This is a genomic window from Actinomycetospora cinnamomea, from assembly GCF_003096675.1.
Lineage (GTDB): Bacteria > Actinomycetota > Actinomycetes > Mycobacteriales > Pseudonocardiaceae > Actinomycetospora > Actinomycetospora cinnamomea.
Genome location: NZ_QEKW01000028.1, coordinates 19,164 through 40,586 on the forward strand (window position 1 = coordinate 19,164; position 21,423 = coordinate 40,586).

The window sequence follows — 21,423 nt, forward strand, 5'->3', positions numbered from 1 at the left end:
TCAGGCCAGCTTCTCGCGCATCGCCGACGCCACCGCCTGCAGCGCCGACAGCGGCCGGATCATCACCGTCAGCCGGTCGATCGCGCCGGCGGCGTCGTGGTGCAGCAGGTCGACGCCCTCGAGCTGCCGGTCCCGGACGTGCGCCCGGAAGACCAGGACCTTGTCGACGCCGTCCTCGCCGCCGCCCACCTCGCTGACGTAGCGGAAGTCCTCGAACACCTCGGCCACCGCGTGCAGGATCGGCGCCACGGCGTCCCGGCCGCGATAGGGCGAGTGGACGACGGGGCTGTGGAACTCCACCTCCTCGGCGAGCAGCGCGACCGCCGCGTCCATGTCGCCGGCCTCCACGGCGGCACGGAAGGACGTCACTGCGTCCCCTCGACGATCTCGTCGCCCACGCGCAGCGGCGGCAGCGACCGGGCGATCTGTTCGCGGTCGGGTTCCAGCCACGGCGGCAGCTTGAGGTGCCGGCCCAGCTCGAGCAGGGGCTCGTCGACGTCGAAGCCCGGCCGGTCGGTGGCGATCTCGAACAGCACCCCGCCGGGCTCGCGGAAGTAGATCGAGGTGAAGTACTGCCGGTCGAGGATCGCGGTGACCTTCAGCCCCGCGTCGACGAGGTGCTGGCGCCAGCGCTCCTGCGTCGGGCGGTCGGGCGCCCGGAACGCGATGTGGTGCACGGTCCCGCCGGCCTGCAGCCCCTGGTAGACGGCGGTGGTCGCCTCGACGTCGAGCACCGTGCCCGGCTCGTCGCCGGCCATGCCGAAGCGGCTCCGCGCCCCACCGCCCTCGGGTGCCATGTGGAGCAGGTCGGTGAGCAGGGCCGCGGTGGGCTCGAGGGCGCGCTCGGTCAGCGTCACCGAGTGCAGGCCGCGCACCGCGTGCTCGGCGGGCACCGCGGCCACCCCGTCCCAGCCCGAGCGGGTGTCGCCGGGGGAGGCGACGAGGTCGACGACCAGCCCGTCGGGGTCGCGCAGCGTCAGGACCTCCTCGTCGTCGTCCCCACTGGTGCGGTCGCGCGGCGGGTCGGCGTCGACGCCGAGCGCGCCCAGGTGCTGCTGCCACCAGCCCAGCGAGCCGGGCGGCACGCTGAACGCGGTGGCCGTGGTGAGTCCGGTGCCCTGCCGGCCGGCCGGCACGTCGCGCCACGGGAAGAAGGTCAGGATCGTCGACGGGCGACCGGCCTCGTCGCCGTAGTACAGGTGGTAGGTGCCGGGGTCGTCGAAGTTGACGGTGGTCTTGACCAGGCGCAGGCCGAGGACCGTCGTGTAGAAGTCGACGTTGCGCTGCGGATCGGTGGCGATCGCCGTGACGTGGTGCAGGCCGTGCGGAGCAACGTCTTCGGCGCGGTGGGTGACGGCAGGCCCGGGGTCGTTCACCCGGGCGGCCGGATTGGTCTCGGCGTCCACCGGGAACAGCCTACGGCCGGGACAAGGTCGCGAGGGGACGAGGCGGACGCGCGTGGCAGAGGTGGACGAGGCGCTGCACCTCGAGGTGCCCGCGACTCCCGAGCACGTCGGGCGTCTGCGCCGGGCGGTGCGCCGGTGGCTGCGCGGCGTGCTGGGCGACGAGGACGAGGACGCCGTCGACAACCTCACGCTCGCCGCCAGCGAGGCCCTGGAGAACGCGGCCGAGCACGCCTACGCCGGCAGCGACGAGGTCGGCACCATGATCCTGTCGGCGCGCCGCGAGGACGACGACGAACGCGCCGTCGTGATCACCGTGTCGGACACCGGGCGCTGGCGTGCCCCCGCCGACAGCACCGGCTACCGCGGGCGCGGGCTGGCCCTCATCGAGGAGCTCACCGACGCCCACGACGTGCGGCCGGGGCCGACCGGCACCACCGTGACCTTCCGCCACGCCTGCTGACGACGCCTCACGCCACGTCGGGCCGGCGCAGGTCGATCCGGAACCCCCGTGACCCGTACGCGATCACGCCGCGGCACCGCACGGGCCCGGCGACCTCGACGAGGGAGCGGTAGCGGGCGCTCATCGCCCTCGTCAGCTCGCCGACCCGGCGCCCGTCCAGCCGGACCTCGACCGCGTAGTCCCCGCCGTACTCGCCCCGCGTGTCCGTCGACGACCACAGCTCGACCACGACCGGCGTCGGGCCGGCACCCGGGCGGTGGTGGAAGGCCAGCACGTCCTGGTGGTCCTCCTCGCGCGTCACGGTGACCTCCCTGTCGGGGGCGAGGATCCCGCCGGACCGGGCCGGTGCACTCGGGGGGACGACGGCGAGCGGTTTCGGGAAGGTCGGCGGACCCACGCGCGGGGCCACGGGCCGCCCGTGCGGCGGGGCGGGCACCCGGGCGGGCGTGGCCGCCGGCGTGCCACGGCACCGGTACCGGCACTGGGGTCGCGAGCGCGGTCGACCGCCGGCGAGAGCGATCGACCAGCCACCAGGCACCGAAGGGCACGACGAGGATCGCCGCGGTCATCAGCAGCCACTTCAGCACCAGGAGCGCCAGGCCCACCACCAGCAGCCAGCCCACCACCTGGACGCCGACCGCTGGGCGCCGTCCACCCGCCATGCGCGTTCCCTCCGCCCCGGACCCGCCCACCGCGAGCCCGTCGCAGCCCTCATCGTCGGGAGCGGGCGTTTCGTGACGACCCGATCCGCTGCGTAACGAGGGGGACCCGCCGCCCGACAAGCGCTCGACGATCAACGCCGGCCTCGGGGGGACCTCGACGTGCGCAAGGCCCACAAGGTGTGGACCGGCATCGCCGCCGGTGTCTTCTGCCTCGTCGCGGTCACCGACCTCGCCGGACCCGCCACACCGTCCGCCGGCACCGTCGCGAGCTCCTCGTCCCTGCCGACGACCAGCACCGCCGCGCCGGCGTCGGCGCCCCCCGGTGGAGCGGCGGCCGCGCCGGCGGCGACGTCCGCGCGGGCCGTCGAGGTCATCGACGGCGACACCTTCCGCCTGGCGTCCGGCGACGAGGTGCGCGTGCTGGGCATCGACTCCTGCGAGGCCCTGACGCCCGGCGGGCAGCGTGCCAGCGCCGCCGCCCGCAGCCGTCTGCTGGTTGCGCCCGTGGAGCTGACCGCGGAGCCCGGCGTCGACCGCGACCCCTACGGCCGGCTCCTGCGCTACGTCGCCGTCGGCGGTGCCGACTACGCGTCGGCGATGGTCACCGAGGACCACACCGCGATCTACACCCGCGGGCGCAACGACGCCTCACCCACGGTCCAGGCCGCCCTGCGCCGTCTCGACACCGATGGACGCGTGTGCGGCACCGCGGAAACGACGACCACGACCTCGCCCACGCCCGTGCCCGACCCGGACCCCGACGTCGACCGGCCGCGCACCCCGCGACCGGTCGCTCCGCGCACCGCGGCGCAGGAGCCGTCCGGCGGTGGCGGCGCGGCGTACTACAAGAACTGCGCGGCGGCGCGTGCAGTCGGCGCGGCGCCCATCCGCGCCGGCCAGCCGGGGTACCGCGCGGCGCTCGACCGGGACGGTGACGGCACCGCCTGCGACACCTGAGCGGCTCCCGCCGACGGGAGTGCGCGGGTACCGCTCGTCGGCGCGGTGATCCTCGTCCACGCACCCTCCGGGTCGGACCTACGACTGCGCCGAGCGCTCCGTGCGACGGCTGGTGCGCCGGGAGACGCGCGGGCCGCGGGCCCCACGCGGCGGGGTCGACCGCGATAGGGAGGACCGCGGCTCGGGCGCGGTGGCCGGGAGCTCGAGCAGCTCCAGGGCGGAGTCCGGGATGAGGGCCAGCTCCCGATTCTTGATCATGTTGCGGCCCCTTCCTGTGGGATGCGGGCGTCCTGGTCGGCCCGGGTGGCTTCCCCCAGTGAACGTCGTCACCCAGGCTGTGGTTCGCCGATGGGGCACCGGATCGATCAGGTGGCCGGTCCGGGGCGGCAGATGGTCGTACGGGGCCGACGAACGGGCGAGCTACAGCAGGGGCCGCAGGTGCGCCGCGGCCCAACCCTCGAGGGTGCTCGGCGTCGTGGTGACGGCGGTGCGCGGCTGCTCGGGGACGAACCCGTCGCGCAGCCCCGCCGACATGCCCACGATCGCCTCGACCTGCGCCTCGCCGAGGCCGATCTCGGCCAGCGCGGCGCGCAGGTCGTCGCCGGCGATCCGCTCGGCACGCACCGGTCGCCCGAGCGCGCCCGTGAGCACCTCGGCCACCCCGGTGAACGTCAGGTCGCGCGGCCCGTGCACCGCCTGCACGCCACCCGTGCTCCAGGGCGCGAGCAGGCGGGCGGCCGCGATCTCGGCGATGTCCCGCGGGTCGACCCACGGCAGCGGCACGTCGAGGGGCATGGCGGTGCGCAACACGCCCTCGCGCAGCGCGTCGAGCCCCATCACGAGGTTGCTGAAGAAGTAGCCGGCCCGCAGGTGCAGCACCGGGGCGCCGGTGGCGTCGAGGGCCTCCTCGGTGCGCGCGAGCCCGTCGATCTCGCCCGCGCCCCGCCGCTTCTCCGCCCCGACGCTGGAGAGGAAGACGGTGCGCGTCACACCGTGCTCGGCGACCGCGCGCGCGACGTGCCCGCCGAGGCGGGCGTGTGCCGCGACCGGGTCGGCGTCGGGCACCGACGGGCTGATCCACAGCAGCGCCTCGACCCCCGCGGTGGCGGCGAGCACGGCGTCGCCGTCGTCCTGATCGCACGCCACCGCGTCGACGTGATCGCGCCACGCGTCGTCCAGCACGCCGGGGTCGCGCATCAGCACCCGCGGGCGCACCCCGGCCTGCACCAGCGTCCGCAGGACGTGCGACCCCACGTGCCCCCGTGGGGTGGTGACGGCGATCGTCATCGGCCCTCCCGTCGTCGAGGGCTCCACGATGGCGCAGGACCCCGACAGCGATCGGCCGGTTCGGACCACCGACCGCCCGGGAGTGCGACCAGGCGCCGGTGCGCTTCCCCGGCGGAGACGTCAGGGCAGCACGGCGGTCGCGTCGACCTCCACGAGGAGGTCGGGCTCCGCGAGTGCGGTGACGCCGACCAGCGTGAGCGCGGTCGCCACCTCGCCGAGGTCGGCGGCGGCGCGCATCGCGCCCTCGACCAGGGGTTCGAGCTTCTCCGGCGTCAGGTCGACGACGTAGATCGTCAGCTTGGCGACGTCGGCGAACGTGCCGCCGACCGCGGCCAGCGCGGTCGCCACGTTGCGGTACGCCTGCTCGGTCTGGGCGGCGAGGTCGCCGGCGCCGACCGGCGAGCCGTCCGCGGTCCGGGCCACCTGGCCCGCGAGGTGGGCGGTGCGGGTGCCGGTGGCCACCGCCACCTGCCGGTAGATCCCGGGTGCGGGCAGGCCGGACGGGTTGATGCGGTCGACGGGCACGGTGACCTCCGGGGAGTCGGTGGAGCTTCGCTGTCGCACAGGTCTACGCCGCCACCTCGATCTGCGGTGGTCAACGCCGCGGGGGACCCCGGAGCGCAGCGCGGGGCCCGGGGTGGTGAGGTTCCGCGGGTGGACGCCGCCGCACTCGTCGCCGACACCCCTCGTGCCCAGGCCGCCGCGCTGCGCGACGGGCACGTGACCGCCGTCGACCTCGCCGCCGCCACGGTCGCGGCCGCCCGGGAGGTCGACGCCCGGCTCAACGCCTTCGCCGAGATCGACCCCGACGCCGCCGGCACCGCCGCGCAGGATGCGGACCGGCGGCGCGCGGCGGGGGAGGACGGGCCGCTGCTCGGGGTGCCGATCGCGCTCAAGGACGACCTCGACGCCGCCGGCCACGTCACGTCCTGGGGCACGCGGGCCCGGCGCACCGCGGCACGCGCCGACGACCTCGTCGTCACCCGGCTGCGCGCCGCGGGCACGGTCCCGATCGGGCGCACGACGCTCCCGGAGCTGGCGCTCTACGGCATCACCGAGTCCGCCCGGTTCGGCGTCACCCGCAACCCCGCCGACCCGACGCGCACGCCCGGCGGCTCTTCCGGTGGCTCCGCGGCCGCGGTGGCGGGCGGCGCGGTGGGCATCGCGACGGCGAGCGACGGCGCGGGCTCGATCCGCATCCCCGCGTCCTGCTGCGGGCTCGTCGGCATCAAGCCCTCGGCCGGCCGCACGCCCGGCGGCGGGTGGAACGGGCTGTCGGTGCAGGGCTGCCTGACGCGTCGCGTCGCCGACTCCGCGCTCTACCTCGACCTCGTCGGGGAGTTCCCCTCGCCGCTCGCCGAGGCGGCGGCCCAGGACCCGCCGCCGCTGCGCATCGGGCTCGACCTCGCCTCGCCCGTCGTGCCGGCGCTGCCACTGGACCACGAGCTGGAGGACGCGGTCGGCGACACCGCCGAGCTGCTCGCCGCGCTCGGCCACGACGTGCGCGCGGTCCGCGTGCCCTACGGTGCGGCCTCGCTGAGCTTCGTCGCGCGCATGCTCGACGGGCTGGCGCAGGCCGCGGCCGATGTCGACGACCCCGAGCTGCTCGAGGCCCGTACCGCCGAGGTCGCGCGGATCGGGCGGGCGATCCCGCACGCGCTGGTGGCCCCCGCGCAGCGGCAGGGCGAGGCGTTCGGGCGCCGCGTGCTCGCCGACCTCGGCCTCGACGTCCTCCTCACCCCGCCCGCGCGCGGCCCGGCGGTACCGATCGGCCACTGGGACGGACGACGCGGGCTGACCACCATGCTCGGCATGGCCCGTCACTACGCGCACACGCCCGCCTGGAACCACACCGGCCAGCCCGCCGCGGTGGTGCCGGCGGGGACGTCGCGCCACGGCCTCCCGCTCGCCGCCCAGCTCGTGGCCGGGCCCGGCGAGGACGCCCGGCTCGTGTCCCTGGCCGCGCAGCTCGAGCGGGCGCGTGACGGGCGGGACACCGGGCTCCGCGTCGAGCGCGGGTGAGCGTGGTGATCTTGGGGTAGCCCCACCGCGTCCTGCAGGTCCGCGCCCAGCACGGCGCGCGGGCGTCCGCCACGAGGAGAGAGATGACCCCACGCGAGGCGGTGCGCCCCGTCCTGGACGCCTTCCGCATCGATCCCTCGCCGCGGGGTCAGGGCCGGACCCGGCACAACCTCGGCGTGCTGGCCGCGGCCGCCGCCGACGACCTCGACGTCGCGAGGCTGGCGGAGGCCCACCTCGATGCGCTGACGATCCTGGGCGAGCTCGACGGCACCCCGGCGCCCGCGGGCTCGTGCTGGGGCGTGTGGGCCGCGGAGTCCTCGACCGACCGGGTGCGCGCGAAGCCGGTCGCGGGGGGATGGCGGCTCACCGGGCGCAAGCCCTTCTGTTCGGGCGCCGCGGGGCCGTGCACCCACGCGCTGGCCACCGCGCACGCCGACGACGGCCGGCGCCTGTTCGCGCTGGACCTGGGCGCCGAGGGCGTCGCCGTGCGCCCGCAGGAGTGGCGGGCGCTGGGCATGCGCGGCAGCGCCGCGGCCACCGTCGACCTCGACGACGTCCCCGCCGAGCCGGTCGGCGGGCCCGAGGCCTACCTCGAGCGACCCGGCTTCTGGCACGGCGCCGTCGCCGTCGCGGCCGCGTGGTTCGGCGGTGCGGTCGGGGTGGCGGCGCCGCTGCGCCGGGCGGGCGTCGACGGCCGCCTCGACGCCCACGGGCGGGCCCACCTGGGGGCGGTCGACGCCGACCTGGCGGCCGCCCGGGCGGTGCTGCGCGAGGCCGCCGGCGCGCTCGACGGGCCGGCGGCCGAGAGCGTGCCCGCGGCCCGACGCCGGGCGCTGCGCGTGCGGGCCGTCGTCGAGTCCGCCGTGGAGAGCGCGCTCCAGCGGACCGGGCGGGCGTTGGGTCCCCTGCCGATGGTCCGCGACGCCGGGCACGCGCAGCGCGTCGCCGACCTCGAGGTCTACGTCCGCCAGAGCCACGCCGAGCGGGACCTGGCGACGCTCGGGGAGCTGGTCGACGCCGAGGGCGAGCTGCTGTGAGCACGCCGTCCCTGCGCGGCGCCGGCACCCCCGAGGACGTGTGGTGGGCCCCCGATGGCCTCGGCACCGTGCCCGCCCGCCAGCCGGTGGCGGTGCGCCCGTCCGGTCGGGTCGTCGTGGTCGCCCCGCACCCCGACGACGAGGTGCTCGGCACCGGCGGCGCGCTCGCGGCGTGGGCCCCCGCCGGTACGGAGGTGGCCGTCGTCGCCGTCACCGACGGCGAGGGCTCGCACCCCGACAGCCCGACGCTGACCCCCGCCGACCTCGCCGAGCGCCGCGTCGACGAGCGGACGCACGCCCTGGCCGCGCTCGGTCTCGGGCGCCCGACGGTGCACCGGCTCGGGCTGCCCGACGCGGGTGTGGCCGCCGACGACGTCGCCGCCGGCCTCGGCCCGCTGCTGCGCGAGGGCGACACCGTCCTCCTCCCGGTCACCGGCGACGGACACCCCGACCACGACGCGACGGCCGACGGCGGGTCCCGGGCCGCCGCCGGACTGACCTGCTGGCGCTACGCGGTGTGGCTGTGGCACTGGGCGCGGCCCGCCACGGTCTCCTTCGACGGCGCGTGCCGCCTGCTCCTGCCCGACGCCGCCGTCCGGGCGAAGGCCGCCGCGATCGGCTGCTTCACCACGCAGATCGCGCCGCTGTCGCCGGACCCGCGCGACGCGGCGATCCTCCCGGCCACGGTGCTGGCGCGCTTCCACCGGGACACCGAGATCGTCTGGGGGCCCCGGTGAGCCTGCCCGCCGAGCACTTCGACGACATCTACGCCCGCGAGGACGACCCGTGGGGCATCGAGCACGGCTGGTACGAGGAGCGCAAGCGCGCCTGCGTGCTCGCCGCGCTGCCCCGGGAGCGGTACGCGCGTGCCTTCGAACCCGGCTGCGCCGGCGGCGCGCTCTCGGCGGGCCTGGCCGGGCGCTGCGACGCGCTCGTCTGCTGGGATCCGGTGACCCGCGCCGTGGAGGCCGCCCGAGCGCGGCTCGCCGAGCAGGGGCACGTGCGTGTGGAGCAGGCCGCCGTGCCCGCCCGCACCCCTGACGGCACCTTCGACCTCGTCGTCGTCTCCGAGCTCGTGTACTACCTCGACGCCGACGACCGCGAGGCGTTCTGGCGCGTCGTCGAGGACGCCCTGCGTCCGGGCGGCCACCTCCTCGCGGTGCACTGGCTGCGGGAGGCGCCCGAGTACCCCGTCGAGGGCGCGGCCGTGCACGACGAGCTGGCCTCGCGGTCCGCGTTCGCGCGCACGGTGCGCCACGAGGAGGCCGACTTCCGGCTCGAGGTCTACACCCGCGTGCCCCCGGCGCCGCGATCGGTCGCCGAGGAGACGGGCCTGCGGTGACGGAGCTCGACCTGGTCGTGCCGCGCGGACGCCCCGTGCTCGGCGTGGTCGTCCCGGCCCACGACGAGGAGGACCTGCTCGGCGACTGCCTGGCCGGGCTGCGGACGGCCGCGCGCGCCGTCGGCGACCGCGCCCGGGTGGACGTGGTCGTCGTCGCGGACGCGTGCACCGACCGCACCGAGCGCGTCGCCCGGCGCCACCACGTTGGCGTGCTGCGCCTGGCGGCCCGCAACGTGGGACGGGCCCGGGCGGCGGGTGCGGACCTGCTGCTGTCGCGGCGCGAGGAGCCGGCGACGTGGATCGCGACCACCGACGCCGACTCCGTGGTGCCCCCGGGATGGCTCGTCGCGCAGCTCGACGCGTGCGAGGCCGGCGCGGACGCGTGGGTGGGCACCGTCGAGGTGGAGGACTGGTCGGGCCTGGCGGGCCCGGTGCGGGCGCGCTACGGCGACCTCTACGCGGACGGCACCGTCGGCGACGGCCACCGTCACGTGCACGGCGCGAACCTCGGCGTCGCGGCCCCCGCCTACCGGGCGGTGGGCGGCTTCCCGCCGCTGGACACGGGGGAGGACGTCACCCTGGTCCGGCGGCTGGACGACGACGGACGGCGCGTGGTCCGCGACCGGGCGCACCCCGTGCGCACCAGCGCCCGGACGGTCGGCCGGGCACCCGCCGGCTTCGCGTCCCATCTGCGCGTTCTGTCCGAGATGCATGTGATCCCCACCTCCCCGGGTACGTTGCCCGCGGAGCCCCGCTGCAGCCGTCGGCGGGGACACGAGGGCGGGCCGGCGGCCCGCATCTCCTGACGGGCGCAGCGCGTCCGTCCTGACCGCTCGAGACCGCGGCGGTGGCCAGCGACAAGCCACGCGCGCTCGATGCCGGGCGCGCCCCGTCACCGGGAGCCGCCCCATGAGCGCCGACTCCGCCGCCTGGCGCGCGCACGTCGACGCCGCCTTCGATCCCCGCTTCGAGCGCGCGTTCGCGATCCTCGACGCGGTGCACGCCGAGCGGCAGCGACCGAGCAGCGCGCGCGGCGCGTCACGGATCCTGCAGCTGCGCCGCGAGCTCGCCGTGCTGCTCGCGGAGGTCGACGGCCACCGCGCGCCGCCCGACCCGCGCAGCGCCGGGTGAGTGTCGACGCGGCGCGAGCGCGGTGCGCCGGCCCGTCGCAGCGGGTAACCTGCTCGTCACAGTATTCGGCGGTTGAGACCTCCACGCCGCCACGGACTGCGTGGGCCATCCTGCGGGGTGGCCGCCCGTGGTGACCTGAGGAGGCACGATGACCATCGACTCCGACGCACCGGTCCGGGCACGGATCGCCGACGTCGACCTGCCGGCCGATCTCGCGGAGCGGCGGCGCGCGGCCGTGGCCGAGGCGGTCACACACGCCGAACCCGCCGGTGGCGGCAACCGCCGCGCCGCGGTCGGTGTCCGGCGCTACGGCCCCGGGTGCGTCGCGCTCGCCCTCCGGGGGCGCTTCGACCGCGCGGGGCGCGAGCGGCTGCGGGCGCTGGCCACCGAGGTCGAGCGTCAGGCGCGCACCGAGCTCGTCATCGACCTCTCGGGCCTCGACCACTGCGACGCCGCCCTGGCCCGGGTGCTCGCGCGGCTGCGGATCCGTTGCCTCGCGCGGGAGGCCCGCGTCGAACTGCACGACCCACCGGAGGCCCTGGCGGCGGAGCTCGGCCAGTTCCGCCTCTGACCATCCCCGGCCCGACACCAGGAGGACCGTTGACGGACCGCGACGACATCCGCGTGCGCAAGGCTCTGCAGGGCATGGAGTTCCCGGCCGACCGCGATCAGGTGGTCTCCTATGCCACCGGCCGCGGGGAGGACGACACGCGGACGCTCGCCGCGCTGCGCGCGCTGCCCGACCGCACCTTCTCGACGGCGGACGACGTCGTCGACGCGGTGCCGCACAAGCCCGGGCAGGGCTGAGGGCCCGGCTTCTGAACACGACGACGGCCCGACGCCCGTGACCGTGGTGGTCGCGGGCGCCGGGCCGTCACCATGTGAGCGAACTTCGCCGGGTACAGCCGGGAGCTCCGCTCACATGGGGTCAGAAGCCGTTCGGGTCGGTGGCGGTGGTCTCGTAGGTGCCGTCGGCGTCGGTGTCGACCGCCGCGGAGTCGAAGTCGCCGTCGTCGTCGGTGTCCATGAGGATCGTCTCGCCGTAGCCGTCCGCGTCGGTGTCGACCATCGCGGACTCGAACGTCCCGTTGTGGTCGAGGTCGGCGACGACCGTGTCGATGGAGCCGTTGCCGTCCTCGTCGGTCGAGACGGAGTCGACGGTGCCGGCGTCGCTGACGGTGTAGGTGCCCACCACGGAGCCGTCGGCGGAGTAGACGTTGCCGTCGGCGGCGAAGTAGCGGTCGCTGGTCTCGGTGCTCATGGCGGGGCTCGCTCTCGGTGTGTGCTCGGTGCCCGTGGTGGGCGTTCGGCACTGTGACGGTGCGAGCGGGCGCGGATGTTCCCCGCCCGAGCAGGGAATTCCGTGGGCTACCGGATCGTCACCGCGCGTGCGGCTCAGTCGTCGTCGCCGTCGTCCCGGTCGCGGTCGATGCCGCCCTGCGCCGCCTCGGCCGCGGTGACGACCTCGACCGAACCGAAGGCGCCGGTGGCGTCGACGACGACCTCGGGCAGTGTCGGTGCGCCCGCCGGGATCGCGCAGGCCTGCGCGCACTCGGTGCTGCCGAAGATCATCGTGCCGGTGGTGCGCGCGACGACGCCCGGCGGGACCACGACCCGGGTGCTGCCGAAGAGCACGGCCACCTCGACCTGCGGGTCGTCCGGCATCACGGTGACCGTGCGGCTGCCGAACACGGCGCCACCGTCGTCGGCGGTCACGAGGTGCCCGCCGATGAACAGGGCCACCCCGGCCAGGACGAGCGGAACGATCGCCTTGCCGATCCGCTCTCCGAACGGTGGTCGCGACGGCGCCGGTGACGTGTCGGCCGCCACCACCGTGGGCGCGTCAGCAGGGCCGGCGGGCGGGGGGAGGTCGACCACGAGGGCGTCGAGCTCGCGCTGGGTGCGGGCGGCCCAGCACTGCTGGGTGCGCTCGTCGTACTCCACGACCGTCAGCACCCCGTCGTCGAGGGCCGCCCGCAAGCGGTCGTCGCAGGCACGACGCTCGCGGTCGCCGATCCGCATCTCGGGCGCGGGGTCCTGCGCGGTCATGCCCCCATCCTGCCCGTCCCGGCGCCCGCTCCTCAGCCCCGGCGGGCCTCGAGCAGGGCCCGGTCGTCGGGGTCGTCGGTGCGCGCGAGCGCGGCGTCGAGCGCGGCGCGGGCCTCGTCGTCGCGCCCGAGGCGTCGCAGCAGGTCGGCGCGCACGGCGTGCAGCAGGTGGTAGCGGTCGAGCCGTTCGGCGAGGTCGTCGACGATCGCCAGCGCCGCCGCCGGCCCCTCGGTCTCGGCGAGGGCCACGGCCCGGTTGAGCGCCACGGTCGGGCTCGGCGCGAGGGCGAGCAGCTGGTCGTGCAGCGCGACGACCTGGTGCCAGTCGGTCGACGCGGCGTCGGGCGCCGACGCGTGCACCGCGTTGATCGCCGCCTGGACCTGGTACGGCCCCGGCCGGTCCCGCCGCAGGCAGCGCCGCACGAGCTCCAGGCCCTCGCGCACGAGGTCGCGGTCCCAGCGCGTGCGGTCCTGGTCGGCGAGCAGCACCCGCGTCCCGTCCGGCCCGGTGCGGGCGGGCCGCCGGGCCTCGGTGAGCAGCATGAGCGCGAGCAGCCCGAGCACCTCGGGCTCGTCGGGCATCAGCTCGGCGAGGAGGCGCCCGAGCCGGATCGCCTCGGCGGCGAGGTCGGTGCGGGTGGCGGTCGCGTGGCCCTCGGTGAAGACCAGGTAGACCACGGCGAGCACGCCGGGCAGGCGCTCGGGAAGGTCGGCGTCGCGGGGGACGCGGTAGGGGATGCGGGCGGCGCGGATCTTGTTCTTCGCCCGCACGATCCGCTGGGCCATCGTGGCCTCGGGCACGAGGAACGCCCGCGCGATCTCGGGGGTGGACAGGCCGCCGAGCAGGCGCAGGGTCAGCGCCACGCGCGCGGGCAGGGCGAGGGCGGGGTGGCAGCACGTGAAGACGAGGCGCAGGCGGTCGTCGCGCACCGGTCCCTCCTCCTCCGGTTCGTCCTGCTCGGCGGGTGTCTCCCGGACCGCGCGCGCCTCCTTGTCGCGCCCCACCGCGTCGCGACGCAGCCGGTCCAGTGCGCGGCGACGGGCGGTGGTGACGATCCATCCGCCGGGGTTCGGCGGGACGCCCTCGGCGGGCCAGCGGGTGAGGGCGACGGTGACCGCGTCCTGCACCGCCTCCTCGGCGAGGTCGATGTCGTGCAGGACGCGGGTCAGGGTCGCGACGCACCGCCCGTACTCCTCGGCGAAGATCCGGGAGATCCCCGCCGAGGACGGCGCGGCCGTCACGGGCTCCACTGGAAGGGGCGCACCTCGATCGGCAGGCCGATGGCCTCCGTGGACCGCCGGCCCCAGTGCAGGGCCGCGTCGAGATCGGGGGCGGCGATGATGGTGAGGCCGCCGAGGTACTCCTTGAGCTCGACGAACGGGCCGTCGGTGACGAGCACGTCGTCGCCGCCCTGCGCCAGCACCGTCGCGGTGTCCGGGGCCTCGAGCCCGCCGGAGAACACCCACACCCCGGCGTCCTGCATGTCCTGCTGGAGCTGCGCGACGCGCCCCATGATCTCCTGCAGCTCGGCGTCGGACGGCGGCTCGCCCTCGGCGGGCTGGTAGACGCTGAGCAGGTAGTGGGCCATCGGGTCCTCCTCGGGTCCGTCGCGCGGGCACCGTGCCCGCACATCCTCTCCACGAACGGGCCCGACGCCGATCGACAGGTCGGGGCGGAGGTTTCCGACGGGGATCCGTGGCGAGCGGTCGGCGGGCTCGGGACCTGCGGCCCTGCCCCCGCCGTCCGCAGCCCTGCAGACTCGGCGGTGGCGCTCGAGGGAGAGGGGGGCGGGTGCTTCGCAGGTTCCGGGCACCGGTCCGCGGCAGGGCCGCGGCCGCCCTGCTCGCCGCCGTGGTGGTCGCCCTGCTCGCGACCGGCCTGCTCGCGCTCGTCTCCTCGGTGCCGGCGCGCTCGACGACGCCGCCGTCGACGGTCCCGCCCCCCGCCGCGTCGACGACCCCGGTCCCGTCGGCGGCCCGCCCGGCGGCGTCGTCCGTGGTCGGTCTCAGCGCCGTCTTCGACGACGGGTCCCGGGCGGTGGGCAGCGGCATCGTGCTGACGTCGACCGGGGAGGTCCTGACCTGCGACCACCTCGTCGACCAGGCCCGCTGGGTGACCGCGTGGTCGTACGCGACCGGCCGGAGCTACCCGGCCACGCTCGTCGGGGTCGACCGCACCGCCGACGCCGCGGTGATCCAGCTGCACGACTCGCCCGCCCACCCCACGGCCTCCGGCCTCACCCCGGTCCGGCGGGGCGACCCGGCCGACCTCCTCGCCGGGGACGCCGTCACCGCGGTGAGCAGCAGGGGCAACGGGGCTCCGACCGTGACCCCGGGCGCGGTGACCGCCCTCGGGCGGGGCATCACGCTGACCGACAGCGCGGGCGGCACGCACCGACTCGAGGGCCTGATCGAGTTCCGTGCCGCCCTGCGCCACGGGGACTCCGGCGGCGCGCTGGTGAACGAGGGCGGCGAGGTCGTCGGGATGGTGGTGGCGGCGTCCCGCGACCCGGACGACCCGCTGGTCGCGGCCGTGCCCCTCGACCGCGCGACGGCCACGGCCGGAGGCCGGGCCGGCGCGGAGGTCACGTCTCCCGGAGGAAGGCGCTGATGTCGGCGGCGACCCGGGCGGGTCGCTCCCAGTTGGGGCAGTGCCCGGTCTCCGGGTAGAGGGTCAGCCGGGCCCGGGGGATCGCGGCAGCGACCGCGGTCTGCTCGGCGATGGTGAAGAGGGCGTCCTGCTCGCCGCCGAGGACGAGGGTGGGCGCCGCGATCCGCTCGAGCTCGGCGGCGTCGTCGACCTCCAACAGCCCGGCCAGCGCGGCGCGCCACACGCGGGTGGGGGCCTTGCGGCTCTCGTCGACGAGGGTGTCGAAGAACTCCTCGGGAACGGGCAGGTGCAGGGTGCTGGCGGCGAACTCCCGGGTGAAGTCGGCGGGGACGGGGTCGGGGAGGTCGCGGACGAGGTCGGCGACCTCGCGCAGCACGGCGTTGTCGGCGCTGACCGCGGTGCCGATGAGCACGAGCCGGCGGACCAGTTCGGGACGCTGCGTGGCGACCCGGCGGGCGACGAAGCTGCCCATCGAGTGCCCGACCAGGGTGACCCCCGCCAGGCCGACCGTCTCGACCAGTGCCGCGACGTCGGCGGCGAGGTCGTCAATGGCGTAGCCGCCGGGCGGGCGGTCCGAGTCGCCGAAGCCCCGCAGGTCCATGGTGACCGCGCGGTGCTCGGCGGGCAGCTCGGCCAGGACACGGTGGTGGGAGTACGCCGAGTCCGGCCAGCCGTGCACCAGCACGACGGTCTCCTCGGCCACGGGCGGGCCCTGGTCGACGTAGTGCAGGCCGACCCCGGTCGGCAGCCAGGCCCGCGTGGCGGTGGTGTCCATGAGACGGCTCCTCTCGTGGTGTGCGATGACGCGGCCCAGCGTGCGGGGGTCGCCTGCGCGAACACTGTCGTCCGGCTGTCGGCTGACCCGTCGCCGCGGCGGGGTTACGGTCCGCACGTGCGGATCCGGGTGCTCGGATCACTCGAGCTGGTCGACGACGCCGGTGCGGTGACGGCGCTGGGCTCACCGACCCGGCGCCGGCTGCTCGCCCTGCTGGTCGTGCACCGGGGCGCGGTGGTGTCGGCGGACCGGATCGCGGAGGTGCTGTGGGGACGGCGGCGCCCGACGCATCCCGCCAACGCGCTGCAGGGTCAGGTGTCGCGCCTGCGCCGGGCCCTCGGCACCGATCTGCTCGAGACCCGCGCCCCGGGCTACCTGCTCACCCTGCCGGACACGGCCACCGACGCCGGGGAGTTCGAGGAGCTCGTCGCCCGGGCCCGGGACGCCGTGGCCCGCGGCCGGCCCGACGACGCGACCGCGCTGATGGACCGGGCCTCGGGGCTGTGGCGCGGCCGTGCGTACGCGGAGTTCGCCGACGAGGAGTTCGCCCACCCCGAGGCCGCGCGGCTCGACGAGCTGCGGATCAGCGCCGAGGAGGACCGTGCCGAGATCGATCTGGCCCTCGACCGGCCGACGGCCGTGATCACCAGGGCGGAGCTGCTGGTCGCCGCGCACCCGTACCGGGAGCGGGGGCACACCCTGCTCATGCTCGGGCTCTACCGCGCCGGTCGTGTCGCCGAGGCGCTCGAGGCGTATCGCCGGTACCGCGCCCGGCTCGACGACGAGCTGGGCCTCCTGCCCTCCGCGGAGGTGGAGGCGCTGCACGGGCGGATGCTGCGCCAGGATCCCGACCTGGACCGGCGGCGTCCGCCGGCGCCGGCCGACGAGCCGTCCGAGCACCCGTCCGAGCAGGCCCCCGAGCCGGCCGGGGGACGCCGGCCCTCGCTGCCAGCTTTGATCGGGCGGGGGGACGACCTCCCCGAGCTCACCGGGACACTGCGGCGTGCCCGGCTCGTGACGCTGGTGGGTGCCGGCGGTGTCGGCAAGACCCTGCTGGCGCGGCACGCGGCCGCGCAGTGCGCGGGCAACCACCACGACGGCTCGGCCCTGGTCGAGCTGGCCGCGGTCCGCGACCCGGCCGCCGTGATCGACACCGTGAGCACGGCGCTGGGGGTCGTGCAGCGCGCCGGCCTGGCGCCGGCCGAACGGCTCGTCGAGTTCCTGCGTCCCAAGACGCTGCTCCTGGTGCTCGACAACTGCGAGCACGTGATCGAGGAGGCCGCCGCGCTCGTGGTGGACGTGGTCGGTGGCTGCCCCGGGGTCACGGTGCTCGCGACGAGCCGCGAACCGCTCGGCGTCATCGGCGAACACGTGTACTCCCTGCCCCCGCTGGCCGTCCCGTCGGCCGCGCTGACCGACCCCGGCGAGGCGGCCGCCGTGCCCGCGGTGCGGCTGCTGCTGGACCGGGCCGCCGAGGCCGCACCCGGCTTCGCGTTCGGGCCCGCCCACGTCGCGTCGATCGCCGAGATCTGCCGTCGCCTCGACGGGCTGCCGCTCGCGATCGAGCTGGCCGCGCCGCGCCTGCGCGCCATGAGCCCCGCCGAGGTCGCCGCGCGCCTCGACGCGCGCTTCCCGCTGTTGCGGGGGGTGCGCCGGGGCGTGGCCGAGCGCCAGCGGACCCTGCGCGCCGTCGTCGACTGGTCCCACGAGCTGCTCGACGAGGCCCAGCAGCGGGTGTTCGCGCGGCTCGCGGTGTTCGCGGGAGCGTTCACGCTCGTCGCCGCCGAAGAGGTGTGCGCGGACCTGGTGGCCGACCGGTCCGAGGTCGCCGGGATCGTGCTCGGCCTGGTCGACCGGTCCCTGGTCGTCGCGCAGGCACCGGGAGACGACGGCGACGGCCGGTACGCGCTGCTGGAGACGATGCGCGCGTACGGCCGCGACCGTCTCGCCGAACGCGAGGAGACCGACCGTGCGTCCCGCGCCCATGCCGCGTGGGCCGTCGCGCTCGCCGAGACCGCTGAGCCCGGGCTGCAGGGCCCCGAGGAGGCGCACTGGGTCGCGACCGTCGCCGCGGCCACCGACGACCTGCGCGTGGCCCACCGCTGGAGCCTCGACCACGACCTCGACCTCGCCGTTCGGCTCGTCGCGTCCCTGTTCTGGTACGCGGAGTTCCGCAGTGCGGAGATGCTCGACTGGGCCGGCCGCACGGTGGAGGCGGCGCAGGACGCCGCGTCCGCCCACCCGCGGCTGCCGGTGGTGTACGCGATGGCCGCGGTCGCGCACCGCTTCCGCGGCGACCTCGCCCGGACCGCGACCCTGGCCGCCACCGGGGTCCGGCTGGCCGACGGACCACGCGCCGGCTGCCCCCCGCGCAACATCCTCGCCGACGTCGCGTTCTTCGAGGGTCGCCTCGACGAGGCCGAGGTGCAGTTCGCCGACCTCGCCCGCGACACCGAGGCCGCCGGGGACCGCTACGCCTTCGCGGTCGCCCTCTGGATGCGGGCGCTCACCCGTGCCTACGGTGGCGACCGTCCCGGAGCGCTCGCGTTCGCCCGGCGGGCCCGGGCCGAGGCCCACGCCCTCGGGAACCCCTCCATGACCGCCTGGGCCTCCTACGCCGAGGCCGAGGCGCTGCTGGACACCGACCCGGACCGGGCCCTCGACCGGCTGGAGAGCGCCGCGACGGTGGCCGCGACCGTCGGCAACCGTTATCTCGACGGCGTCGCCCGCATCTCGGCGGCCAGCGTCCGCGCCCGGCACGGCGACCCCGTCCTGGCGCTGCGCCAGTTCCGCGAGGTCCTGGTGCTCTGGCACGACGCCGGCGGGTGGACACAGCTCTGGACGGCGATGCGCTCGGTCGTCGACCTGCTCACCCGCGTCGGCGCCGACCACGACGCCGCCGTGCTCCACGGCGCGGTGACCGCGAGCCGCACCGCCTCGCCCGTCTTCGGCGCCGACCGCGAACGGTTGCAGGCCGACCTGGACGTGCTCGGCGGGCGGCTCGGCGCCGAGCAGCTCGCGGCCGCGCGACGCCGGGGTGCCGAGCTCGATGACGACACCGCCGTCACGACCGCCGTGGCGGCCATCGACGACGCCACCGCCGGCGGCCCCACCGTCGACGAGGACCGGTCACCAGGGCTTGTGGCCGGCCGGCGAGAGGGGGCGGGGACCGCGCGGCCGCGGTGAGCCGCCGCCACCACCGTCGCCGGGCGGGTCGTCCCCGCTGGAGGCACACCAGAAGCACACCTGGGCGCCGGTGACCGTGCGGGTGTGCGGGCGCGGATCCTGCCCACAGACGACCGCGCCCTCCCGCCGCTCGACACAGGTCTGTCGCGAGCCCGGCGACACGTGACGGGGCAGGAGACCGCTGTCGAGCACGGCGTCCTCGGCAGCCCTCACCGACAGGCCGCTCAACTCGGGCACCTGGGCGTTCGAACGGTGCCGACCCATGACTCAGGATAGCCCCGTCAGGCCGAGCCGACCTGGCCCTCGTCCTGCGGATGTGCCGCCGGTGCGGGGCGGGTGAGCCCGTTCAGCAGCAGCGAGGCGAGGGCTTCGTAGGCCTCGGCGTCGCCCAGGCCGGTGGCCGTCGCGATGCGCCGCTGCTGGATCGCCACCATCGTCACCGTGATGACCTCGGCGGCGAACGACACCGGGACGGCGCGGAAGACGCCGGCGTCGACGCCCTCGCCGATGAGCTCCCCGACGCGGCGGGCGGCCGCCTCGGTGTTGCGCGCGTAGACCTCGGCGGCGGGCGGGAACGCGGCCAGGTCGTCCATGAACCGCGGGGACGCGGCGGCGAGCTCGTCGGCGACGGCGCGCAGGTAGGCGGCGAGGCGCTGCTCGGGATCGGTGCGCGCGGCGACGGCGGCCTCGACCCGGGAGGTGGCCTGCTCGAAGAAATGCACGACCGCCGCGCGCACGAGCTGCTCCTTCGAGCCGGCGAGCGCGTAGAGCGTGCGTTTCGAGCAGCGCAGGCGGGCGGCGAGGTCGTCGAGGGTGAGGTGGGCGAACCCCTCGGTGAGCAGGAGCTCCACCAGCGCGTCGAACAGTTCCGAGTGGCGCGCGGCACCGCGGCGCGACGGGCTCGGGGCGGACACGGGACTACCCTAGCGCTCCTGTGGTCGGTACTCTAGGACCATTATCAGTACCGATAGGAGTGCCATGCCCGTCGACCGGCTGCTGCCCACCCAGGAGGCCGAGGACCTGCTCGACCTCACCCGCGACCTCGCCGACAAGGAGCTCGCGACGCGGGTCGAGGAGCACGAGCGGGCCGAGACCTATCCCGAGGGCCTGTTCGCGACGCTCGGCGAGGCCGGCCTCCTCGGTCTGCCCTACCCCGAGGAGCTGGGCGGCGGGGGCCAGCCGTACGAGGTCTACCTGCAGGTCCTCGAGGAGCTGGCCGCACGCTGGGCCGCCGTGGCCGTGGCGACGAGCGTGCACTCGCTGTCCTGCTTCCCCCTCGCGACGTTCGGCACGGCCGAGCAGCAGCAGCGGTGGCTGCCCGGGATGCTCGGCGGCGGGCTGGTCGGGGGCTACTCGCTGTCGGAGCCCCAGGCCGGGTCCGACGCGGCGGCGCTGCGGTGCCGGGCGTCGCGGGTGGAGGGCGGTTACGCGATCACCGGCACCAAGGCGTGGATCACCCACGGCGGGCGGGCCGACTTCTACGCGCTGTTCGCGCGTACCGGCGAGGGCTCGCGCGGCGTGTCGTGCTTCCTGGCACCCGGACAGGTCGAGGGCCTGGGCTGGGGGCGGCCCGAGGAGAAGATGGGCCTGCACGCGATCCCGACGACGACCGCCAACTGGGACGGCGCCGTCCTCGAGGCCGACCGGCTGATCGGGCACGAGGGCCAGGGCCTGGAGATCGCGTTCTCGGCGCTCGACTCCGGGCGCCTCGGCATCGCGGCCTGCGCGGTCGGGCTCGCGCAGGCGGCGCTGGACGCGGCCGTGGACTACGCGAACGAGCGGGAGACGTTCGGACGCAAGATCGTCGATCACCAGGGGCTGGGGTTCGTGCTCGCGGACATGGCGGCGGCGGTCGACTCGGCCCGTGCGACCTACCTCGACGCCGCCCGGCGCCGCGACCTCGGCCGGCCCTACGGGCGGCAGGCGAGCGTGGCGAAGCTCGTCGCCACCGACGCGGCGATGAAGGTGACCACCGACGCCGTGCAGGTGTTCGGGGGCTACGGCTACACCCGCGACTTCCCGGTGGAGCGATACATGCGCGAAGCGAAGATCATGCAGATCTTCGAGGGCACCAACCAGATCCAGCGCCTCGTCATCAGCCGCGGCTTCGCCCGTTGAGCATGTGCGTGATCTTCTGAGCTATAGCTCAGAAGATCACGCACGTACGTCAGCCGCCCCAGGTGACCTGGCGCAGGCCGTGGCGGTCGGGCGGGCCGGGCTGGGCGGCGCCGTCGGGGGAGACCGGCGAGCCGTGGGACGTGCCGCCGTCGCGGGCCTCCGACTGGTCACCGCCGGAAGGTGTGGCGCCCGCGTCGAGCTCGGCGATCCGCGTCCGCAGCACCTCGAGCACCGGCAGGCGCGAGGAGTGCGCGAGCTCGTGGTCGAGCAGGTCCTGGACCTGGTCGCGCTCCAGCGAGCGGATGCGGTGCTTGACGGTGTCGACCGTGGCGTGGTCGAAGTCCGGGAACGTGGGGGTGTCGGCCACGAGGTACCTCCTGC

At 76.2% G+C, this 21,423-nt stretch carries 26 protein-coding genes; 13 read left to right on the forward strand and 13 right to left on the reverse strand.

Annotated elements, in window-relative coordinates; genetic code table 11:
* A complete protein-coding gene (locus C8D89_RS27205; RefSeq protein ID WP_116711277.1) occupies positions 1-369 on the reverse strand; it encodes a nuclear transport factor 2 family protein in 369 nt (122 codons plus the stop codon).
* Positions 366-1,376 carry a ring-cleaving dioxygenase gene (locus tag C8D89_RS27210; protein ID WP_116711303.1) on the reverse strand — a complete coding sequence of 337 codons (1,011 nt, stop codon included), beginning with the start codon at positions 1,374-1,376 and terminating at the stop codon, positions 366-368. Before C8D89_RS27210 ends, C8D89_RS27205 begins: the two co-directional genes overlap by 4 nt.
* Before the next feature lie 82 nt (positions 1,377-1,458).
* On the opposite strand from C8D89_RS27210, the gene C8D89_RS27215 reads away from it, so the two are divergent.
* On the forward strand, positions 1,459-1,866 hold the full coding sequence (locus tag C8D89_RS27215) for an ATP-binding protein (RefSeq protein WP_165825965.1): 408 nt from the start codon (positions 1,459-1,461) through the stop codon (positions 1,864-1,866).
* A 7-nt stretch (positions 1,867-1,873) separates the two neighbouring features.
* Here C8D89_RS27215 and C8D89_RS27220 read toward each other — a convergent pair whose 3' ends face one another.
* Positions 1,874-2,167, reverse strand: a complete 294-nt coding sequence (locus C8D89_RS27220) for a hypothetical protein (protein ID WP_133252086.1) — start codon at positions 2,165-2,167, stop codon at positions 1,874-1,876.
* Between the two features lie 520 nt (positions 2,168-2,687).
* Here C8D89_RS27220 and C8D89_RS30605 point away from each other — a divergent pair.
* Positions 2,688-3,485 (forward strand): excalibur calcium-binding domain-containing protein, encoded by a 798-nt coding sequence (locus C8D89_RS30605; protein WP_243418424.1) that lies wholly within the window; start codon positions 2,688-2,690, stop codon positions 3,483-3,485.
* Between the two features lie 78 nt (positions 3,486-3,563).
* Here the strand turns inward: C8D89_RS30605 and C8D89_RS27230 are convergent, their stop codons facing one another.
* The 3 genes from C8D89_RS27230 to C8D89_RS29595 all read right to left on the reverse strand — a co-directional run bounded on the left by C8D89_RS27230 (position 3,564) and on the right by C8D89_RS29595 (position 5,297).
* Complete coding sequence (locus C8D89_RS27230; RefSeq protein WP_116711279.1) at positions 3,564-3,743, reverse strand: hypothetical protein; 180 nt, start codon at positions 3,741-3,743, stop codon at positions 3,564-3,566.
* 162 nt (positions 3,744-3,905) lie between these two features.
* A complete protein-coding gene (locus C8D89_RS27235; RefSeq protein ID WP_116711280.1) occupies positions 3,906-4,772 on the reverse strand; it encodes an NmrA family NAD(P)-binding protein in 867 nt (288 codons plus the stop codon).
* Positions 4,773-4,892: 120 nt separating this feature from the next.
* Positions 4,893-5,297 (reverse strand): RidA family protein, encoded by a 405-nt coding sequence (locus C8D89_RS29595; protein ID WP_165825966.1) that lies wholly within the window; start codon positions 5,295-5,297, stop codon positions 4,893-4,895.
* Between the two features lie 129 nt (positions 5,298-5,426).
* Here C8D89_RS29595 and C8D89_RS27240 point away from each other — a divergent pair, with 129 nt between their 5' ends.
* The 8 genes from C8D89_RS27240 to C8D89_RS27275 all read left to right on the forward strand — a co-directional run bounded on the left by C8D89_RS27240 (position 5,427) and on the right by C8D89_RS27275 (position 11,111).
* Positions 5,427-6,794, forward strand: coding sequence for an amidase family protein (locus C8D89_RS27240; RefSeq protein WP_165825967.1), 1,368 nt, complete (start codon positions 5,427-5,429; stop codon positions 6,792-6,794).
* A gap of 83 nt (positions 6,795-6,877) precedes the next feature.
* A complete protein-coding gene (locus C8D89_RS27245) occupies positions 6,878-7,831 on the forward strand; it encodes an acyl-CoA dehydrogenase family protein (protein ID WP_116711282.1) in 954 nt (317 codons plus the stop codon).
* Positions 7,828-8,568: a PIG-L deacetylase family protein gene (locus C8D89_RS27250; protein ID WP_116711283.1), complete on the forward strand. Its 741-nt coding sequence runs from the start codon at positions 7,828-7,830 to the stop codon at positions 8,566-8,568. The genes C8D89_RS27245 and C8D89_RS27250 overlap by 4 nt, the downstream gene beginning before the upstream one ends.
* Positions 8,565-9,173 (forward strand): class I SAM-dependent methyltransferase, encoded by a 609-nt coding sequence (locus C8D89_RS27255; protein WP_116711284.1) that lies wholly within the window; start codon positions 8,565-8,567, stop codon positions 9,171-9,173. The genes C8D89_RS27250 and C8D89_RS27255 overlap by 4 nt, the downstream gene beginning before the upstream one ends.
* Positions 9,170-9,979: a glycosyltransferase family 2 protein gene (locus C8D89_RS27260; protein WP_207787461.1), complete on the forward strand. Its 810-nt coding sequence runs from the start codon at positions 9,170-9,172 to the stop codon at positions 9,977-9,979. Before C8D89_RS27255 ends, C8D89_RS27260 begins: the two co-directional genes overlap by 4 nt.
* A gap of 103 nt (positions 9,980-10,082) precedes the next feature.
* Positions 10,083-10,304 (forward strand): hypothetical protein, encoded by a 222-nt coding sequence (locus tag C8D89_RS27265; protein WP_116711285.1) that lies wholly within the window; start codon positions 10,083-10,085, stop codon positions 10,302-10,304.
* Positions 10,305-10,452: 148 nt separating this feature from the next.
* The gene (locus tag C8D89_RS27270) at positions 10,453-10,875 is read left to right on the forward strand and encodes an STAS domain-containing protein (RefSeq protein ID WP_116711286.1); all 423 of its coding nucleotides are present in this window, start codon (positions 10,453-10,455) and stop codon (positions 10,873-10,875) included.
* Positions 10,876-10,904: 29 nt separating this feature from the next.
* On the forward strand, positions 10,905-11,111 hold the full coding sequence (locus C8D89_RS27275) for a DUF2795 domain-containing protein (protein WP_243418425.1): 207 nt from the start codon (positions 10,905-10,907) through the stop codon (positions 11,109-11,111).
* Between the two features lie 121 nt (positions 11,112-11,232).
* Here the strand turns inward: C8D89_RS27275 and C8D89_RS27280 are convergent, their stop codons facing one another.
* The 4 genes from C8D89_RS27280 to C8D89_RS27295 all read right to left on the reverse strand — a co-directional run bounded on the left by C8D89_RS27280 (position 11,233) and on the right by C8D89_RS27295 (position 13,941).
* Complete coding sequence (locus tag C8D89_RS27280; RefSeq protein WP_116711287.1) at positions 11,233-11,565, reverse strand: hypothetical protein; 333 nt, start codon at positions 11,563-11,565, stop codon at positions 11,233-11,235.
* 134 nt (positions 11,566-11,699) lie between these two features.
* The gene (locus tag C8D89_RS27285; protein WP_116711288.1) at positions 11,700-12,353 is read right to left on the reverse strand and encodes a DUF1707 SHOCT-like domain-containing protein; all 654 of its coding nucleotides are present in this window, start codon (positions 12,351-12,353) and stop codon (positions 11,700-11,702) included.
* Between the two features lie 32 nt (positions 12,354-12,385).
* Positions 12,386-13,603, reverse strand: a complete 1,218-nt coding sequence (locus C8D89_RS27290; RefSeq protein WP_423717295.1) for an RNA polymerase sigma factor — start codon at positions 13,601-13,603, stop codon at positions 12,386-12,388.
* Positions 13,591-13,941: a YciI family protein gene (locus C8D89_RS27295; protein WP_116711309.1), complete on the reverse strand. Its 351-nt coding sequence runs from the start codon at positions 13,939-13,941 to the stop codon at positions 13,591-13,593. The genes C8D89_RS27290 and C8D89_RS27295 overlap by 13 nt, the downstream gene beginning before the upstream one ends.
* Positions 13,942-14,144: 203 nt before the next feature.
* Here C8D89_RS27295 and C8D89_RS27300 point away from each other — a divergent pair, with 203 nt between their 5' ends.
* Complete coding sequence (locus C8D89_RS27300) at positions 14,145-14,963, forward strand: S1C family serine protease (protein WP_116711289.1); 819 nt, start codon at positions 14,145-14,147, stop codon at positions 14,961-14,963.
* Here C8D89_RS27300 and C8D89_RS28865 read toward each other — a convergent pair.
* Entirely contained in the window at positions 14,938-15,738 is an 801-nt protein-coding gene (locus C8D89_RS28865; protein WP_133252087.1) for an alpha/beta fold hydrolase, read from the reverse strand. The two genes, C8D89_RS27300 and C8D89_RS28865, sit on opposite strands and share 26 nt — an antisense overlap.
* A gap of 117 nt (positions 15,739-15,855) precedes the next feature.
* Here C8D89_RS28865 and C8D89_RS27305 point away from each other — a divergent pair, with 117 nt between their 5' ends.
* A complete protein-coding gene (locus C8D89_RS27305) occupies positions 15,856-18,924 on the forward strand; it encodes an AfsR/SARP family transcriptional regulator (protein WP_165825968.1) in 3,069 nt (1,022 codons plus the stop codon).
* A 281-nt stretch (positions 18,925-19,205) separates the two neighbouring features.
* On the opposite strand, the gene C8D89_RS27310 is transcribed toward C8D89_RS27305, so the two are convergent.
* Entirely contained in the window at positions 19,206-19,838 is a 633-nt protein-coding gene (locus C8D89_RS27310) for a TetR/AcrR family transcriptional regulator (RefSeq protein ID WP_243418426.1), read from the reverse strand.
* 64 nt (positions 19,839-19,902) lie between these two features.
* Here C8D89_RS27310 and C8D89_RS27315 point away from each other — a divergent pair, with 64 nt between their 5' ends.
* Positions 19,903-21,042, forward strand: a complete 1,140-nt coding sequence (locus C8D89_RS27315; RefSeq protein ID WP_116711291.1) for an acyl-CoA dehydrogenase family protein — start codon at positions 19,903-19,905, stop codon at positions 21,040-21,042.
* Between the two features lie 49 nt (positions 21,043-21,091).
* On the opposite strand, the gene C8D89_RS27320 is transcribed toward C8D89_RS27315, so the two are convergent.
* The gene (locus C8D89_RS27320) at positions 21,092-21,409 is read right to left on the reverse strand and encodes a DUF8129 domain-containing protein (protein WP_116711292.1); all 318 of its coding nucleotides are present in this window, start codon (positions 21,407-21,409) and stop codon (positions 21,092-21,094) included.
* Between the last annotated feature and the right edge of the window lie 14 nt (positions 21,410-21,423).